Origin of the sequence: Hymenobacter jeollabukensis (assembly GCF_005771675.1) — a bacterium.
In the GTDB taxonomy this organism is placed as follows: domain Bacteria; phylum Bacteroidota; class Bacteroidia; order Cytophagales; family Hymenobacteraceae; genus Solirubrum; species Solirubrum jeollabukense.
The window spans coordinates 156,190-171,333 of the sequence record NZ_VAJM01000002.1; the positions used below are offsets into that span (position 1 = coordinate 156,190).

Annotated in this window: 15 protein-coding genes; 12 read left to right on the forward strand and 3 right to left on the reverse strand. The window is 61.6% G+C overall.

Annotation, left to right across the window (positions count from 1 at the left end):
- Nucleotides 1-2: 2 nt before the first annotated feature.
- Nucleotides 3-632, reverse strand: a complete 630-nt coding sequence (locus FDY95_RS04710) for a hypothetical protein (protein ID WP_138075582.1) — start codon at nucleotides 630-632, stop codon at nucleotides 3-5.
- A gap of 121 nt (nucleotides 633-753) precedes the next feature.
- Between FDY95_RS04710 and FDY95_RS04715 the strand changes: the two genes are divergently transcribed.
- Nucleotides 754-1,611, forward strand: coding sequence for a glycerophosphodiester phosphodiesterase family protein (locus FDY95_RS04715; RefSeq protein WP_138075583.1), 858 nt, complete (start codon nucleotides 754-756; stop codon nucleotides 1,609-1,611).
- Nucleotides 1,612-1,937: 326 nt separating this feature from the next.
- Nucleotides 1,938-2,333 carry a helix-turn-helix domain-containing protein gene (locus FDY95_RS04720; RefSeq protein WP_138075584.1) on the forward strand — a complete coding sequence of 132 codons (396 nt, stop codon included), beginning with the start codon at nucleotides 1,938-1,940 and terminating at the stop codon, nucleotides 2,331-2,333.
- A gap of 364 nt (nucleotides 2,334-2,697) precedes the next feature.
- Here FDY95_RS04720 and FDY95_RS04725 read toward each other — a convergent pair whose 3' ends face one another.
- Both FDY95_RS04725 and recF read right to left on the reverse strand, forming a co-directional pair.
- The gene (locus FDY95_RS04725) at nucleotides 2,698-3,015 is read right to left on the reverse strand and encodes a DUF721 domain-containing protein (RefSeq protein ID WP_138075585.1); all 318 of its coding nucleotides are present in this window, start codon (nucleotides 3,013-3,015) and stop codon (nucleotides 2,698-2,700) included.
- 69 nt (nucleotides 3,016-3,084) lie between these two features.
- On the reverse strand, nucleotides 3,085-4,194 hold the full coding sequence (gene recF, locus FDY95_RS04730) for a DNA replication/repair protein RecF (protein WP_138075586.1): 1,110 nt from the start codon (nucleotides 4,192-4,194) through the stop codon (nucleotides 3,085-3,087).
- Nucleotides 4,195-4,500: 306 nt separating this feature from the next.
- On the opposite strand from recF, the gene pdhA reads away from it, so the two are divergent.
- From pdhA to FDY95_RS04780, 10 genes are all read left to right on the forward strand, one after another.
- Entirely contained in the window at nucleotides 4,501-5,463 is a 963-nt protein-coding gene (gene pdhA, locus FDY95_RS04735) for a pyruvate dehydrogenase (acetyl-transferring) E1 component subunit alpha (protein WP_138076223.1), read from the forward strand.
- 60 nt (nucleotides 5,464-5,523) lie between these two features.
- Nucleotides 5,524-6,297 carry a tetratricopeptide repeat protein gene (locus tag FDY95_RS04740; RefSeq protein ID WP_246073928.1) on the forward strand — a complete coding sequence of 258 codons (774 nt, stop codon included), beginning with the start codon at nucleotides 5,524-5,526 and terminating at the stop codon, nucleotides 6,295-6,297.
- A 168-nt stretch (nucleotides 6,298-6,465) separates the two neighbouring features.
- Entirely contained in the window at nucleotides 6,466-6,942 is a 477-nt protein-coding gene (ribH, locus tag FDY95_RS04745; protein ID WP_138075587.1) for a 6,7-dimethyl-8-ribityllumazine synthase, read from the forward strand.
- Nucleotides 6,943-7,177: 235 nt separating this feature from the next.
- On the forward strand, nucleotides 7,178-7,561 hold the full coding sequence (locus FDY95_RS04750; protein ID WP_111479423.1) for a TraR/DksA family transcriptional regulator: 384 nt from the start codon (nucleotides 7,178-7,180) through the stop codon (nucleotides 7,559-7,561).
- Nucleotides 7,562-7,760: 199 nt separating this feature from the next.
- Entirely contained in the window at nucleotides 7,761-9,698 is a 1,938-nt protein-coding gene (locus FDY95_RS04755) for a pseudouridine synthase (protein WP_246073929.1), read from the forward strand.
- Nucleotides 9,699-9,787: 89 nt separating this feature from the next.
- Nucleotides 9,788-10,531: a type III pantothenate kinase gene (locus FDY95_RS04760; RefSeq protein ID WP_171025534.1), complete on the forward strand. Its 744-nt coding sequence runs from the start codon at nucleotides 9,788-9,790 to the stop codon at nucleotides 10,529-10,531.
- The gene (locus FDY95_RS04765; protein WP_138075589.1) at nucleotides 10,521-11,855 is read left to right on the forward strand and encodes a porin family protein; all 1,335 of its coding nucleotides are present in this window, start codon (nucleotides 10,521-10,523) and stop codon (nucleotides 11,853-11,855) included. Before FDY95_RS04760 ends, FDY95_RS04765 begins: the two co-directional genes overlap by 11 nt.
- A gap of 7 nt (nucleotides 11,856-11,862) precedes the next feature.
- Nucleotides 11,863-12,438 carry an LPS export ABC transporter periplasmic protein LptC gene (gene lptC, locus FDY95_RS04770; RefSeq protein ID WP_262710163.1) on the forward strand — a complete coding sequence of 192 codons (576 nt, stop codon included), beginning with the start codon at nucleotides 11,863-11,865 and terminating at the stop codon, nucleotides 12,436-12,438.
- A 74-nt stretch (nucleotides 12,439-12,512) separates the two neighbouring features.
- A complete protein-coding gene (locus FDY95_RS04775; RefSeq protein ID WP_138075590.1) occupies nucleotides 12,513-12,770 on the forward strand; it encodes a hypothetical protein in 258 nt (85 codons plus the stop codon).
- An 83-nt stretch (nucleotides 12,771-12,853) separates the two neighbouring features.
- Nucleotides 12,854-14,962 (forward strand): peptidylprolyl isomerase, encoded by a 2,109-nt coding sequence (locus FDY95_RS04780; protein WP_138075591.1) that lies wholly within the window; start codon nucleotides 12,854-12,856, stop codon nucleotides 14,960-14,962.
- Nucleotides 14,963-15,144 lie beyond the last annotated feature (182 nt).

Sequence of the window (15,144 nt, forward strand, 5' to 3'; positions counted from 1 at the left end):
GCTTACTTCTTACCGGCCAGCAGCCGCTGCTTTTCCAAGCGTGCCACGTGGCCCAGCGTCTGCCCCAGGTTGGTAATTTCCGTAATCTGCCAGTAGTCGCCCCGGTCACGCATCTTCACTTCCAGCACCATCGTCGTGTCGTACTTCGGCTGCGTAAACTCCAGCCCGACCAGCGCCTGCTCGCCCTGCTCGTTCACGTACTTCACGCCCTTGAAGCTGCTCTCCGGGCTGATAACCTTGCTGGCCAGCCCGGCCATCGATACCTTCACCATGCGTTGTGGTTGGCTGGCAGCCGCCGCCTCCAAGGAACCAGTTTCTACGAAGTGCTGCATTTCCTTACGGGCGGCCTTGGCCAGCTGCGGCTTGGCCAGGCCCAGCACGCCCTTCGCCAACAGGCCACTGCCCGGCAGCACAAAGCCCAGCGCCTTGCCCTGATCAGCCACCTGATCCACTAGGCTGCCCGTCACGCTCTCCACGTCCACGTACTTCTCGAAGCTGCTCACGTCGTGGTCGTGCAGGGCTTTCACCGCCTGGCCCAGGGCGAATTTGGGACCGGTCGTCACCTCGCGGTAATACAGGTAGCCTCCGATCAGCAGCACCGCCAGCACCAGAAGCAATAGTAAACGTTTCATGTAGGGGTCAGAAAAAGATGAGTTCAACGCAAAGCTTCGCCAAAAATACCGCTTTGCGCTGCTCCTGCTAGTTCGCCCACGGGTTTGCCTGCCTGCCCGCCGATTTGCGTATGCATATCCTATGCTACCAGCTCCCGAATCCTCCCTGCGGCCACTCATCTACGGTCACCGCGGCTGCCGCGGCCTGCGCCCCGAAAACACCCTGCCCGCCTTCCTGCACGCCCTCGATTGGGGCGTCGACGGCCTCGAGCTTGACGTCATTATCTCGGCCGACAACGAAGTCGTCGTGTCGCACGAGCCCTGGCTGAATGCTGCCGTCTGCACCGGCCCCGACGGTGCCGTACTAACTCCCGAAGCCGGCCGGGCCTTCAACCTATTCCGGCAGCCCTACGCCACCATCCGCCGCTGCGACTGTGGCCGCATACGGCACCCCAATTTCCCCGAGCAGCAGTCCGAACCAGCCTATAAGCCTACCCTTACGGAGGTGCTACACGCCGTGGCGGCTCGTTGTGCCACGCTGGGCCGACCCATTCCGGCCTTTTCCATTGAGCTGAAAAGTACCCCCGGCGCCGACGGCCTTGACCAGCCCCCGCCTTCGCAATTCGTGGCCCTGGTGGAGCAGGTCTTAGCCAATGCGCAACGCCAGCTTACGTTCCCGCTGCGCCTCCTGCTGATGTCCTTCGACCACCGCGTGGTACAAGCTGTTCGCGCCACATCAGGCTACCCGGTTTGCCTGCTGATCGAAGACGAGCTGCCGGTGGCTGAGCATATCCAGCGGCTCGGGTTTGTGCCAGATGCACTCGGTCCCGATTATCACCTGCTCGATGAGACGCTGCTCCGCTTCTGCAAAAGCGCCCGGCTGCCCATCATAGCCTGGACGGTAAATGATCCAGCGGATATCAAGCGTGTTGCGCAGCTGGGCGTACACGGTATCACTACAGATTATCCAGATCGAGCAGTGACTGTACTCGGCCCTTAACAGGCCGCCCGAATCCGATGCCGCGACTACCAACCAAACGCCTGCTAACCCAGGCGTTTTTTTACATCGATAGCTGCAGGAGCTGTTATACAAGCTCAGATAAGGGCGCGCAGTGGACCGAGTAAGCAGATGTTACACGGTTTGTGTTACAAGATGCTGTAACGTGTGAGTGATAGTGTATCTGTAAAGTGTATTATGTAACAATGTAACAGTGTTCGATTAGTATCATTTTTGTATCGTGTAACAGTAATCATATGTGTTATAATTTTGCATCATCTAACAAATTTGTCATCTTTACACCCTAGCTCCGTTACATCCCCCTTTGCATGACCCACCAAGGCGAAATCCTGCAGGAAGCCATTAAAAACAGTGGTATTTCCATTAGTCGTATCGTGCAGGAGCTGGGTATTACACGTCCTACTATTTACCGTAAATTCAAAGATGCTACGCTTGACTACAATTTTGTTAAGCGGGTTGGTGAGGTGATACAACATGATTTTACGAATGATTTTGATACAACTGTACAATCTCAATTACCCTTTACAATACAAAGTGTAACACCGCCTACTGGATCTGTAACGCGTAACACTGTTGCCCGTGAAAACACGTTACAAGCTGCAGATCAAGACCCTATAAAGGCTTTGATGGCCCTTCAGGCGAAATACATTGCTCTATTGGAAGCCTATAATGAGCTTCTGTTAAAAGTGTATGGCCCCAAGTGAACAGTAATGTTTCACGTGGAACATTCTGTAGCCTGCAGTGTATCCTAGGATTCGATAATCATGCTAGCCCCTGTATCGGCTTGCCAGTAATAGCTATATGCACCAAGCTGCGCAACGTGAGGTAGGCCCTGGTTCAGGCAAGGGGCAATGCCAGTTTGCGGGGAAACCTGGGGCGCTAATTTGAGCGCCAAGTCTCATCTAGAAATGAGAAGTTAGAGGAAGTAAAGGGCTCATAGAGCCGAGCCAATAGAGGCGGAAGCATGAGGCCAACAAACGGGAAAAGCAGGCAAAAAAAAGCCTCTCGATGGGAGAGGCTTGGGCAGATTAACGTAAGGGTTGGCTACATCACAGGGGCAGGCTGGCCTTAAAGAAAAACCACCTCTTTTACCAAGTCTTCACCGACCTCGGTATTGATGATTTCCGCGACGCGAGTCTTGGCCATAAACAGCTCATGCTTCAGCGGGGCAGAAGTCAAACGCACAAACAGCTTCCCGTTGCGGAAGTAAACCTCCTGGGTTTTCAGCGCCACGGCCCGGCCCATGATTCGCTCCCAGGAAGACACCACGTAGACCTCGTTCATCTTGCCCTGCAAGCGGTAAGCCTTCAGCAAAGCCTGAATACCGTCCTTCAAGGGCACGACGTCCGCTTGGCGGGAAAACTCATTTTTCGGGCGGAATTTCACGACAAAAAGGCTATAATATCGCGAAGAGGGCAAGCCTCTGCGTGCTTCAAAGGTACGAAGCTTGTACGCCTACAGGGGGTGAACGGTCCCGTTTTCTACCCGAAAGCGCGATACTTGCTCGGAGAGCCCCGCCAGGGCTTGGTCGGTACGCTCAAGGTGGGTATCGGTAAGGAACACCTGACCGAAGGTGTGATTGGCCACCAATTGTAGGAGTCGCTTGATCCGCCGCTCATCCAGGCGGTCGAAAATGTCATCGAGCAGGAGCAAGGGCTTGTGCTGCTTCTTGCTCGCCATGATTTCAAACTGGGCCAGTTTCAGCGCAATTGCGTACGATTTTTGCTGGCCCTGCGAGCCAAATCCCTTCACCGCCGAGCCATCCATCAGGAACACGTAGTCGTCCTTGTGGGGGCCTATGGAGGTGCGCTGCAGGGTAATATCCTTGCGCTCATTCTGCCGCAGCAGCTGCGCGAAATCCTCGCCTGGGAGCTGACTCTTATAATCCAGGGTTACGGTTTCGCGACTGTCGGCCAGATCGATGTAGTGGCGTTGGAAGACGGGTACGAACTCCTGCAGGAAACGCTGCCGGATAACGACCAGCTGACTGCCGGCATCTACTAGCTGCTCGTCCAATACCTGCAGGTAGTCACGGTCGAAACTGTGGCGCTCGGCGAACTGCTTCAGCAGGGCATTGCGCTGCTTGAGCGCGAAGCTATACTGGATGAGCAGCTCCAAATAGGAGTGGTCGAGCTGGGAGATAAGACTGTCGAAATACTTGCGGCGTTCTTCGCTGCCCTGTCGTATAAGGTCGGTATCGTAGGGGGAAATGAGCACGACCGGGTACCGGCCGATGTGGTCGGATAGACGTTCGTAGGGCTGCTTGTTGTGGGTGACCAGCTTTTTCTGGCCGGCTCGCAGGCTGCACTGAATGGTATCGGGCGAGGCGGAAGAGGGGAGGGTGAAGCGGCCTTTCACCAAGAAAAAGTCAGCGCCTTGCTTCATGCACTGGGCATCGGAAGCGGCAAAGGCGCTCTTGGTCATCGACAGGTAATGGATGGCATCGAGCAGGTTGGTCTTGCCGCTGCCGTTCTCGCCGATAAAGCAGTTGATGTGAGGCGAAAGCGTGAGGGTGGCTTCGTCGTAATTCTTGAAAAAGAGCAGGTGTAGCGAGTCCAGCGTCATGCTAAGCGGGGGTTTCGGAGTTGCCATGCTTTTACGTACTTTCGCATTCCAAAACCCGAACTAGAAGAGCAACTAATGGCGGATACGAAGGTAAAGGCTGCCTCGAAGGCATCCAATTCGGCCAGCAAGGCGAAAACGAAGGCCCCGCAAAAGGCCGAGGAGCAGCAAGTAGCTACCCCGCCCCAGGACGATGCCGCCCAGCCCGTGGCTGAGCAGGCGAAACAAGCCAAGACGACTTCCGCGAACGGCAAGGCCGCCAAAAAGCAGGTTGCTGCTGCCGAGCCCGCCTTCGACAAGGAGACGTACATGAAGTGGTTCGAGAGCATGATGCTCATGCGCCGCTTCGAGGAAAAAGCCGGCCAGCTCTATGGCCAGCAAAAGATCAAAGGCTTCTGCCACCTCTACATCGGCCAGGAGGCCTGCGTAGCCGGTGCCGTATCGGCACTGGAAAAGGGTGACAAGTTCATTACCGCCTACCGCGACCACGCCCACCCGCTGGCGCTGGGCACTTCGCCCAACGCGCTGATGGCCGAACTGTTTGCCAAGGAAACCGGCTGCTCGAAAGGCAAGGGCGGTTCCATGCACATGTTCGATAAGGAAGTTGGTTTCGTTGGTGGCCACGGCATCGTGGGCGGGCAGGTGCCGCTGGGCGCCGGTCTGGCCTTCGCCGAGAAATACAACAAGACGGGCAAGCTCTGCATCTGCTACATGGGCGACGGCGCCGTGCGCCAGGGCGCCCTGCACGAAGCCTTCAACATGGCCATGCTGTGGAAGCTGCCGGTCATCTTCGTGGTGGAGAACAACGGCTACGCCATGGGCACCTCGGTGCAGCGTACTTCCAACGTGACGGACCTCTACACCATTGGCGAGGCCTACGACATGCCCTCGGAGCCCGTGGACGCTATGCAGGTAGAAGACGTGCACAACGCCGTGGCCCGCGCCGCTGAACGTGCCCGCGCCGGCGAAGGCCCGTCCTTCCTCGAGTTCAAGACCTACCGCTACAAAGGCCACTCCATGTCGGACCCGGCCAAGTACCGCACCAAGGAAGAGGTGGAAGGCTACCGCCAGCGCGACTCCATCGAGAACGTGCGCGCCGTTATTCTGGAGCGCCAGTACGCCACCGAAGACGAGCTGCAGGCCATTGATGACCGCATCAAGGCCGTGGTAGCTGAGTCGGTGGAGTTTGCCGAGAAGTCGCCCTTCCCGCCCGCCGAGGAGCTGTACCAGGACGTGTACGTGCAGACGGACTATCCCTTCATCCGCGAGTAACCACCGATTAAGCTAAGCCGGGCGGCCGGTCCAATCCGACCGCCCTCCTTTTCCCTTCCCATGTCGAAGATTCCCTACACGCGCAATACGCCGCAGGCGCGCCAGAACGAGACGCCCCAGCAGCCCCAGGAGGGTCAGCCGGACCCCAATGCGCCATATCAGCACCCACTGCTGGAAGACCCCAATGCCTTGGCCAACCGGCTGGAGGATTCGGAGCTATTCGTGCGCCGCAACAAGAACATCGTGTTCGGGTTGCTGGCCGCACTAGTGCTGGCTGTGGTAGGGGGCTTCGGCTACTACACCTGGCGACAGTCGCAGGACGACAAAGCCCAGGCGACGATGTTTCAGGCCGTGAACTACTGGGAAGCCGACTCCCTGCGCAAAGCCCTGAAGGGTGACGGGCAGGCACCCGGCCTCGAAGCCGTAGCCAGCGAGTATGGTGGCACGAAGGCGGGCAACCTGGCCAACTTCTACGCCGGTGCCGCTTCGCTGAAGGACGGCAAGTACCAGCAGGCTATCGACTATCTGGAGGACTTTAGCTCTGATGACCTGCTGCTGCAGGCCCGCGCCTACGCCCTCATCGGCGACGCCAACATGGAGCTGAAGAAGTACAAGGAAGCAGCCGACTACTACCAGAAGGCCGCCGACTACAAAGCCAACGAGTACTTCACGCCCGGCTACCTGATGAAGCTGGCCGTGGCCAAGGAAATGCAGAAGGACTACGCCGCCGCCGGTACCGCCTACGACAAAATCGTGAACGACTACCCGCTGTCGCCGGAAGCCAACGAGGCCAAGATCTACCAGGCCCGCGACAAGGCTCTGACTGGCAAGTAAGCTCCACAGCAGACAACCCGCGCAGCGCCGCTTCCTGTCAGCAGGAAGCGGCGCTGCCTTTTTAGGGCCATTTGAGCAGGCCGCTTAGCCTACACAGCCCCAGCCGCCGCGCATCTGCCCGCGGAAGCGGATATTTGTGCCTCATTCAGCATCGACCCAACGACCAGCATGGCTACTTCCCTGAAAAACCTGAGCAGCTACACTTCCGACCAATTCCCCGACATCAGCGACAAGCGCTTCGGCCTGGTGGTGGCCGAGTGGAACCGCAGCATCACCGACACGCTGGCGCAGGGTGCCTACGATACCCTCATCCAGCACGGGGCCAAGGCCGACAACATCTTCCGCAACACCGTACCCGGCAGCTTCGAGCTGGGCCTGGGCGCGCAGCTGCTGGCCCAGCACGAGGAAATCGACGCGGTCATCTGCCTAGGCGTCATCATCAAGGGCGAAACCCGCCATGACGAGTTTATTGCCCACGCCGTAGCTCAGGGCATCATGAACGTGGGCCTGAAGTTCAATAAGCCGGTCATCTTCGGGGTGCTGACCACCGAGGACGAGGCCCAGGCCTGGGACCGGGCCGGCGGCAAGCACGGCAACAAAGGCGTGGAAGCGGCCGTGACGGCCATTCACATGCTCGGTTTCTGAACCTTAGATAAACCATAGTGGTTAGAGTGCCACCAAACCCGTAGCTTTGCGGCCGGAAAACCGGGCTGCTTGAGTAAGCGGGAATACCGGCGTAGGCATTTGAAGCACTGCGCGTTACGGCACTAAACCAGGCCGGGCGCTGTTGCCTCTCTACCAGCCTCGCCGTATACCAACACTGAAGTGTACTTGGTAAGTCACTTATCTTCAACTGATTACATCTTTTTCCTGCCCCACCATGAGTGAAGAAAACCTGCGCTACTCCCGGGAAGAGCTGGCTGAATTTGAAGCCATCATTCAGGAAAAGCTGACCGCTGCCCGGAAAGAAGTATCCTTCATCAAGGAAACCCTGAGCCGCCGCAACGACTCGGGTACCGATACCACCGCTTCGCCCAGCAAGGTGCTGGAAGACGGCGCTGACACGGCCGAGAAGGAAAGCCTGAACCAGCTGGCCTCGCGTCAGATGAAGTTTATCCAGCAGCTCGAAAACGCCCTGATTCGCATCAAGAACGGCACCTACGGCGTGTGCATCGGCACGGGCAAGCTGATTCCGAAGGAGCGTCTGCGGGCCGTGCCCCACACCCAGCACTCCATCGAAGCCAAAATGGCCCGCCGCGACTAACACGGCTACGCATGCTTAACCGCCCGGATTTGCGCGGTCGGTGCTCGTTCCGCGAGGGGCGAGGCCGCTCGGCAAGTCCGGGCGCTGTTTTGGCCGCCCTGCGGGCGCACCAAAAACATTCCGGCGGCGTTGTCCGTCGTACCAGTAAGAACAACAACCACTGCCCGGCAGCGATGCCGTGCGTCTGAATCACTCCCTCATGGGTAAGCAGCATTCTTCCGGCCCCGGCAGCCGTCGTCCGGGCCGCCCCGACTCCGCCCCGCAACGCGGCGGTAAACCTTTCAACTCCTTCGGCGGCAACGACCGGAACCGCTCCGGCAGCGACGACCGTCGGCCTGCCAGCGGCTACCGCCGCGAAGGAGGCAACGACTTTCCCTCGCGCCCGGCCTTCGGGCGCCCGGCGGGTGGCAGCAAGCCTGGCTTTGGCGGCAACCGCCCGAGCTTTGGGGGCCGGCCCGGCGGCGACGACCGGCGCCCGGGCAACCGCTTCGGCGGCGAGGAGCAGCGCTTCGAGCGCCCGCGCCGCGCCTACGACAAGCCGGCAGAGAAAGACGACGCGGCCGACTTCATGCGCGGCCGCCTGAATAAGCCCGATTTCCGCAAGGATGAGCGCCCGGAAGGCGAGGCTCCGCGCCGCAGCTTTGGCGGCGACCGGGACCGGAACGACCGCGGCGAGCGGCCCAGCTACGGCCGCCGTTTCGAGGGCAACGACCAGGAGCGTCCGCGCCGCAGTTTCGGTAATGATGAGGAACGTCCGCGTCGTAGCTTCGGCAATGACCAGGAGCGCCCGCGCCGCAGCTTTGGCGGCGACCGGGACGAGCGCGGCGGCTTCGGCGGCAGCCGCCCCGGCGGTTTTGGCGCCCCGAAAGGCGGCAAGTTTGGCGAAAACCGCTTTGAGCGCGGTGAGCGGCCCGCCCGCCCGTTTAACAGCGGCGACGAGCGGCCGGAGCGTGGCGGTTTCCGCCGCCCTGAGGGTGACGAGCGGCCCGCCCGCAGCTTCAACCGGCCGGAAAGCGCCGACACCCGCCCGGTTCGCGGGCAGCGTGGCGCTTTCGCCGATGAAACCAAGAAGCGCCGTTTCGACGGCGACGGACCGCGTCCCGAGCGTACGGGTGAAGAGCAGCGCGAAGTCCGCCCGTATGAGCAGCGCCCCAACCGCTTCGAGCGAACGGAGCGCAACGAGCGGCCCACCCGCGACAACCGCGGCGAGCGGGCCGACCGGTTTGGGCGCGACGAGCGGCCGTCCTTCGGCCGCAAGCCGGGGCGCGACACCTTCGCCAGTAAGCCGGGCCTGCAGAAAGGCTCGCGCGATACGCGCTTCGGGCAGAGCCAGGAGCAGAGCGAGGCGCCTTCGTACAAGAACCTGCAGTACTACGAGGAGGACAAAACCCGCGGCAACAAGCGCCGCCGCCAGGAGCCGGAAACCGACGGCTCGATCCGCCTGAACCGCTACATCGCCAATGCGGGCATCTGCTCGCGCCGCGAGGCCGATTCGCTGATTGAGTCGGGCGAAATCCGCGTGAACGGCGAAGTGGTGACGGAGCTGGGCTACAAAGTGAAGCCCTCCGACACGGTGCACTACGGCAAGACCAACCTCAAGCGCGAGAAGCTGGTGTACGTGCTGCTGAACAAGCCCAAGGACTTCCTGACGACCACCGAGGACCCCGAAGGCCGCAAGACCGTGATGGACCTGGTGGCCAACGCCTCCAAGGAGCGCATCTTCCCGGTGGGCCGCCTCGACCGCAACACCACCGGCCTGCTGCTCTTCACCAACGACGGGGAAGTGGCGCAGAAGCTCAGCCACCCCTCGCACCGCAACAAGAAGGTGTACCAGGTGGAGCTGGACAAGCCGCTGGAAGAAGAGCACCTCGCCCAGATTGCCGCCGGCCTGGAGTTGGAGGATGGCAAGGCCGAGGTCGACGACGTGGCCGTGGTAGCGGGCAACCCCAAGTTCGTGGGCGTGGAAATCCACATCGGCCGCAACCGCATCGTGCGCCGTATCTTCGAGCACCTGGGCTACGAGGTGAAGACGCTGGACCGCGTGCAGTACGCCGGTCTGACCAAGAAAGACCTGCCCCGCGGCAACTGGCGCTACCTCAGCGAGCAGGAGGTTATCCGTCTGAAATATTTCATGTAGGCACGCAACCCCCGCGCCCGCGCCCGGGCTCTATACCAATGGCGGTCCGACCCCGGTTTCGGGGCCGGGCCGTCGTTTCTTCCCCGCCCATGATTTCCCTGGTTCTCGACATCGGCAACACGGCAGCCAAGTACGGCTGTTTCGACGGCGCGGCTTTGGCCGAAGCCGGCAGCGTGGCGTCGGTGGAGGAACTGCGGGCGGTGCTGCGGCGCACCAGGGCCACGCACGTGCTGCTGGCCTCGGTGGCCGTGCCGGCCGAAGAGTGGGCCGCCGCGCTGGCGGGGGAGGAGCTGGAGCAGGTGCTGGTGTTCAAGCCCGGCACGACGCCGGTGCCGCTGACCAACGCCTACGCCACCCCGCAAACCCTCGGAGCCGACCGTCTGGCCGGTGCCGTGGGCGCGGCGTACCTGCTGCCCGGCCGGCCGGTGCTCGTCATTGATGCGGGTACCTGCATCAAGTGCGACCTGGTGACGGCCGACGCTACCTACCGGGGTGGCAGCATTGCGCCGGGGCTGCGGATGCGGCTGCAGGCCATGCACGCCTTCACGGGGCGCCTGCCGGAGCTGCCGCTGCCCACCGCGGCGGAAGCCTGGCAACTGGCCCTGTGCGGCAACGATACCCGGACGGCCATGCTTAGCGGCGGGCTGAACGGAGCTGCGCTCGAAGTCAACGGCATGATTGCCAGCTACCGGGCTGAATACCCGGCGCTGGCGGTGGTGCTGACCGGCGGCGACGCGGCGTTTTTTGAATCGCGGCTCAAAGGCCGCATCTTTGTAGTTTCCGAGCTGATTTTGCTCGGGCTTCACCGAATTTTGGTGCTTAATGTCGGCTAATAACCTGACCGCTCTGGGCTTACTAAGCCTGCTGGCAGCCTCTTCCGCTGCGTACGGGCAAGGACTGGGCAACTCGCCCTACTCCCGCCTGGGCCTGGGCGAATACAACCCCAACACCGGCGGAATTCGCCAGCAAGGCATGGGCGGCGTCGGGCTGGCCGCACCCAATGCGGTGCAGGTCAACGACCTGAACCCGGCGCTGGTGTACTACAGCAACCGCACCACCTATGAGGTGGCCTTTACCGGGCAGATGAAGCATCTGCGCAGCGCTACGGCCTCGCAGCGCACCGGCAGCGGCAACCTCGGCTACCTGGCCTTCAGCGTGCCGATTTCGCGGCGCTGGGCCACGGCCGTAGCGCTGCGCCCGGTTACCACCGTCGACTACAAGTCGCAGCAGGTAAGGACGCTGACCAGCGGCAGCAACTCGGCCCAGGTGCTGACGGAGTACACCGGCTCGGGCGGCCTCACCGAGGTGGCCCTGTCGCAGGGCGTGCGCGTGGCCAAGGGCCTGACCGTCGGGTTGACCTCTTCGTACGTGTTTGGTTCCATTGACCGGGCTACGTCGGTACTGGTGGCACCGGACAACGTGCCGGCGACCGAAGCACTAAAGAAAGTGGCCGTTACCGACCACGTGCAGTACAACGACTTCTCCTTCCGTACGGGCCTGCACTACCGGTACGACGCGAGCAAAAAGCTGGCCATCAACCTGGCAGGGGTATACGCCTTTCAGACCAAGCTGAGCGGTACGCGCACGCAGAACCAGGATGAGCAGGACGTCAACGGTGCGTCGTACCTGGCTGCGCCGGTGCAGCTGGGCACCGCGTCGGGCTCTACGGTGCTGCCCGGTGGCTGGCAGGCCGGCATCAGCCTCGACAACAACAAAAACTGGAGCCTGAGTGCTGACGTGGCGCAACACCAGTGGTCGAAGTTCCGCGACTTTGGCGTGGCCAATAGTCTGCCTTTATCAGACACTTGGCGCGCGGGCCTGGGCGGCGAGCTGACGCCCGACCCGACTTCGGTCACCAATTACTTCCAGCGCGTGTCGTACCGCGTGGGGGTGAGCATGGCGCAGGTGCCCTACCGCCCCGGCGGCGAGACGCTCTACGACCGGGCCGTTAGCTGGGGCTTTAGCTTCCCCTTCCCGACGTCCAGCCCGCTGGATGCGACTACGCTGAATCTCTCGTTTACCTACGGACAACGCGGCAACACCTCAGTCATCGGCAGCGGCGACAACAAGCAGTCCAACATCAAGGAAGATTACCTGCGGGCGCAGGTCGGCGTGTCGTTGAACAACCGCTGGTTCCTGAAGCGCCGCATTGAGTAGTACCGCTGTGAACACCCGGACCGGCACGCGAGGCACGGCAGCGGGCGCAGCGCTGCTTCTGTTGGGTGCAGCGCTGCTTGGCGGCTGCCAAGACAAGTCGAGCGCGCCCAAGAAGAAGGTGCAGTACACCGGCCCCACGCTGGAAACGACCAACGTGCTGACCCTGTTCAGCGACTCGGCCCGCCTGCAGGTGCGGCTGACGGCCAAGCTGGAGCAGACCTTCGAAAACGGGGACTTGGTGTATCCGAAGGGCGTGGATATGAACTTCTACGCCAAGGACGGCTCGCTGGTGAATACCCTGCGCGGCGACTACGGCAAGTTTACCCGCGCCGACAACAAATACGTGGTGCGCGGCCACGTGCGCGTGCACAACCAGGAAAAGCAGCAAAAGCTGGAAACCGAAGAGCTGTTCTACGACAAGCCGCGGGCGCGCATCTACAACGACACGACCACGGCCGTGCGCATCGAAACGCCGACGGAGGTGCTGACGGGCTTCGGCATGGAAGCCAACGAGGATTTCTCGCGCTACAAAATCCGCAAGCCCGTGGGCGTCTTCTCCGTCAACGAAGCGCCGACCAACTAAGCCTTGACTGCCGCCCGCCAGACCTGCTCCCCTTGGGTGACGGACTGGCGGGCGGTTCTTTTTTTCATTTCCTCATGAAGTTTCCGGCATTCGACCGCGACCTGGCCCGCACCGTGCTATTCTCGGTGGCGGTGGTGCTGGTGGTTATCGGCATTTACCAGAGCATTCTGCAAAACAGCGTGCTGCGCAACTACGAGCTGTTCATGCTGGCCAGCATCTGCCTGCTGCTGTACCGCTACCTCCGGCTGCCCGAGAAACCCGATGCGGCGGCAGAACCGGCCAAGCCCGAGCGCCCACGCAAGTCCGGTAGCAAGGCGAAGAAGCGCCGCTAACGGCTGATGCTTTTGTGCGTTGGCTTAAAAAGGGTTATTTTGCGCGTCTTACTGCGTTTTCTTTGCTGCTTACTTTCAACTAAATGGCTTTAATCAACACCATCCGCGAAAAATCAGGCTGGGCCGTTGGCACCGTAGCCGTCGGGATGTTGCTTTTCATCGTGGGCGGCGACCTGATCGGCGGAAAAAACCGTCTGTTCAGTCGTCAGGATACCACCGTTGGCGAAGTCAACGGCGACGACATCAGCATTGAAGAGTTCAACGCCGCAGTGGAGCAGGCCAAGCAGGGCTACGTGGCGCAAAACGGCCGCCAGCCCTCCGAGCAGGAACTGCAAGGCATCCGCGACCAGGCCTGGAACCAGATTGTGTTCAAGCGCGCTTTCCAGCCGCAGTTCGACAAGCTGGGCCTGAAGGTGACCGACGAGGAGCTGACCGACATGGTGCAGGGCAAGAACATCCACCCCACCATCAAGCAGGCCTTCACCGACCCGCAGACCGGGCAGTTCGACCGCGCCAAGGTGATTGAGTACCTGCGCAACCTCGACAAGATGCCTCCGCAGCAGCAAGTTGCGTGGTACACCTTCGAGCAGAACCTGCCGCAGGACCGCATGGGCAGCAAGTACTACGCCCTGCTGAAAAACACCGAGTACGTGACCACGGCCGAGGCCCAGCGCTTCGACGCGGCTCAGCAGGCCAAAGCCAACGTGCGCTACCTGTTCGTGCCCTACTTCAGCATCTCCGATTCGGCCGTGAAAGTGTCGGATTCGCAGCTGCAGGAGTACATCACGCGCCACCAGTCGCGCTACAAGGTGCAGGACGGCCGCGACCTGGAGTACGTGGTAGTGCCCGTGACGCCCTCGAAGGAGGACTCGGCCGCCGTGCGTCAGACGGTAGACCAGTTGACCACGCAGTTCCGCTCGGCCCCGAACGACTCGCTGTTCGTGCGCCTGAACTCCGACCAGCCCTACAACGGCCGCTTCCTCTCGCCGGCTGATCTGCCCGAGAAACTGCGCCAGCAGGCTCCGCTGCAGGTGGGCCAAGTGTACGGCCCCTACGCCGAAAACGGCACCTTCTCGATCTACAAAGTGACGGGGGCCAAAGCCGGCGCCGCTCAGGCTGCCCGCGCCAGCCACATCCTCATCAAGCCCGACGGCACCACGCCCGAGGCAGATGCCGCCGCCAAAGCCAAGGCCCAAGGCATCCTGAACCAGATCAAAGGTGGCGCTGACTTCGCCGCTATGGCCCGCCAGTACGGCACCGACGGCACCGCCCCGCAGGGCGGCGACCTGGGCTGGTTCAGCAGCGGCCGCATGGTGCCCGAGTTCGAGAAGGCCGTATTCGGCGCTTCCTCGGCCGGCCTGCTGCCCACCCTGACCAAGACCTCCTTCGGCTACCACATCATCAAGGTGACGGCGGCAAAGACCAACCAGACCTATCAGGTCGCCACCGTCACGAAGAACATCACGCCGTCGGACGCGACCAACGAAGCCGCCTACCAGCGCGCCCAGGACCTGAAGGCCAAGTCCACCGACCTGGAGTCGTTCCGCAAGGCCGTGGCCGCCGATAAGACCCTGCAGAAGCAGGAAGCTAAGGGCGTGGATAAGTCCTCGGCCAACCTCGGCAGCCTGCCCAACGCCCGCGAAGCCGTGCGCTGGGCCTTCAACAAGGATACCGAAGTAGGCGCCGTATCGGACGTATTTACCGTGAACGACCAGTACATGGTGGCCGTGCTCACCGGCACGCGCAAAGAAGGCACCGCCGATGTGACGGCCGTGAAGCCGGAGGTATCGACCTACGTGCGCAACGAGGAAAAGGCCAAGCAGATCATGGCCAAGCTGAAGGGCAACACGCTGGAGGCCATGGCCGCCGCTTACGGACCCACCGCGCAGGTGAAAGACGCCAACGACCTGACGCTGGGCCAGGGTGTCATTCCGGGCGTGGGCAGCGAGCCGGCCGCCGTGGGCACCGTATTTGGTCTGAAACCCAACCAGGTGTCGGCCCCGATTCAGGGCGAACAGGGCGTGCTGGTGATGCAGCTGGTGAACAAGACCGAGCCCACCGCTCCCTCGCAGGACTTCAAAAACGTGCGGGCGCAAATGCAGGGCCAGCGCGGCAACCGTTCGAGCGGCTCCATCTACGAAGCCGTGCGCAAGCAAGCCGAAGTGAAAGACGAGCGGGTACGCTTCTTCTAAGCCCACACCGCTTCCATCCTGAAAACGGTTCCTGCCATCCGGTAGGAACCGTTTTTTGTTGGGACTCCGACGAAAGTCAGCCGCCCGAACGTCGGTCGGCGGGCATCGGCCCGTATCTTCACCGGGTACGGCCGACGGCCCGGGCGCAACGCCCGGCCGCCGGTACGGTCTTTGGGCGGTGC

What these genes read in the sequence shown, in the direction of transcription:
- FDY95_RS04710 (WP_138075582.1), bottom strand. Translation starts at nt 632, where the DNA reads ATGAAACGTTTACTATTGCTTCTGGTGCTGGCGGTGCTGCTGATCGGA.
- FDY95_RS04715 (WP_138075583.1), top strand. Translation starts at nt 754, where the DNA reads ATGCTACCAGCTCCCGAATCCTCCCTGCGGCCACTCATCTACGGTCAC.
- FDY95_RS04720 (WP_138075584.1), top strand. Translation starts at nt 1,938, where the DNA reads ATGACCCACCAAGGCGAAATCCTGCAGGAAGCCATTAAAAACAGTGGT.
- recF (WP_138075586.1), bottom strand. Translation starts at nt 4,194, where the DNA reads ATGACGCTGGACTCGCTACACCTGCTCTTTTTCAAGAATTACGACGAA.
- pdhA (WP_138076223.1), top strand. Translation starts at nt 4,501, where the DNA reads ATGAAGTGGTTCGAGAGCATGATGCTCATGCGCCGCTTCGAGGAAAAA.
- FDY95_RS04740 (WP_246073928.1), top strand. Translation starts at nt 5,524, where the DNA reads ATGTCGAAGATTCCCTACACGCGCAATACGCCGCAGGCGCGCCAGAAC.
- ribH (WP_138075587.1), top strand. Translation starts at nt 6,466, where the DNA reads ATGGCTACTTCCCTGAAAAACCTGAGCAGCTACACTTCCGACCAATTC.
- FDY95_RS04750 (WP_111479423.1), top strand. Translation starts at nt 7,178, where the DNA reads ATGAGTGAAGAAAACCTGCGCTACTCCCGGGAAGAGCTGGCTGAATTT.
- FDY95_RS04755 (WP_246073929.1), top strand. Translation starts at nt 7,761, where the DNA reads ATGGGTAAGCAGCATTCTTCCGGCCCCGGCAGCCGTCGTCCGGGCCGC.
- FDY95_RS04760 (WP_171025534.1), top strand. Translation starts at nt 9,788, where the DNA reads ATGATTTCCCTGGTTCTCGACATCGGCAACACGGCAGCCAAGTACGGC.
- FDY95_RS04765 (WP_138075589.1), top strand. Translation starts at nt 10,521, where the DNA reads ATGTCGGCTAATAACCTGACCGCTCTGGGCTTACTAAGCCTGCTGGCA.
- FDY95_RS04775 (WP_138075590.1), top strand. Translation starts at nt 12,513, where the DNA reads ATGAAGTTTCCGGCATTCGACCGCGACCTGGCCCGCACCGTGCTATTC.
- FDY95_RS04780 (WP_138075591.1), top strand. Translation starts at nt 12,854, where the DNA reads ATGGCTTTAATCAACACCATCCGCGAAAAATCAGGCTGGGCCGTTGGC.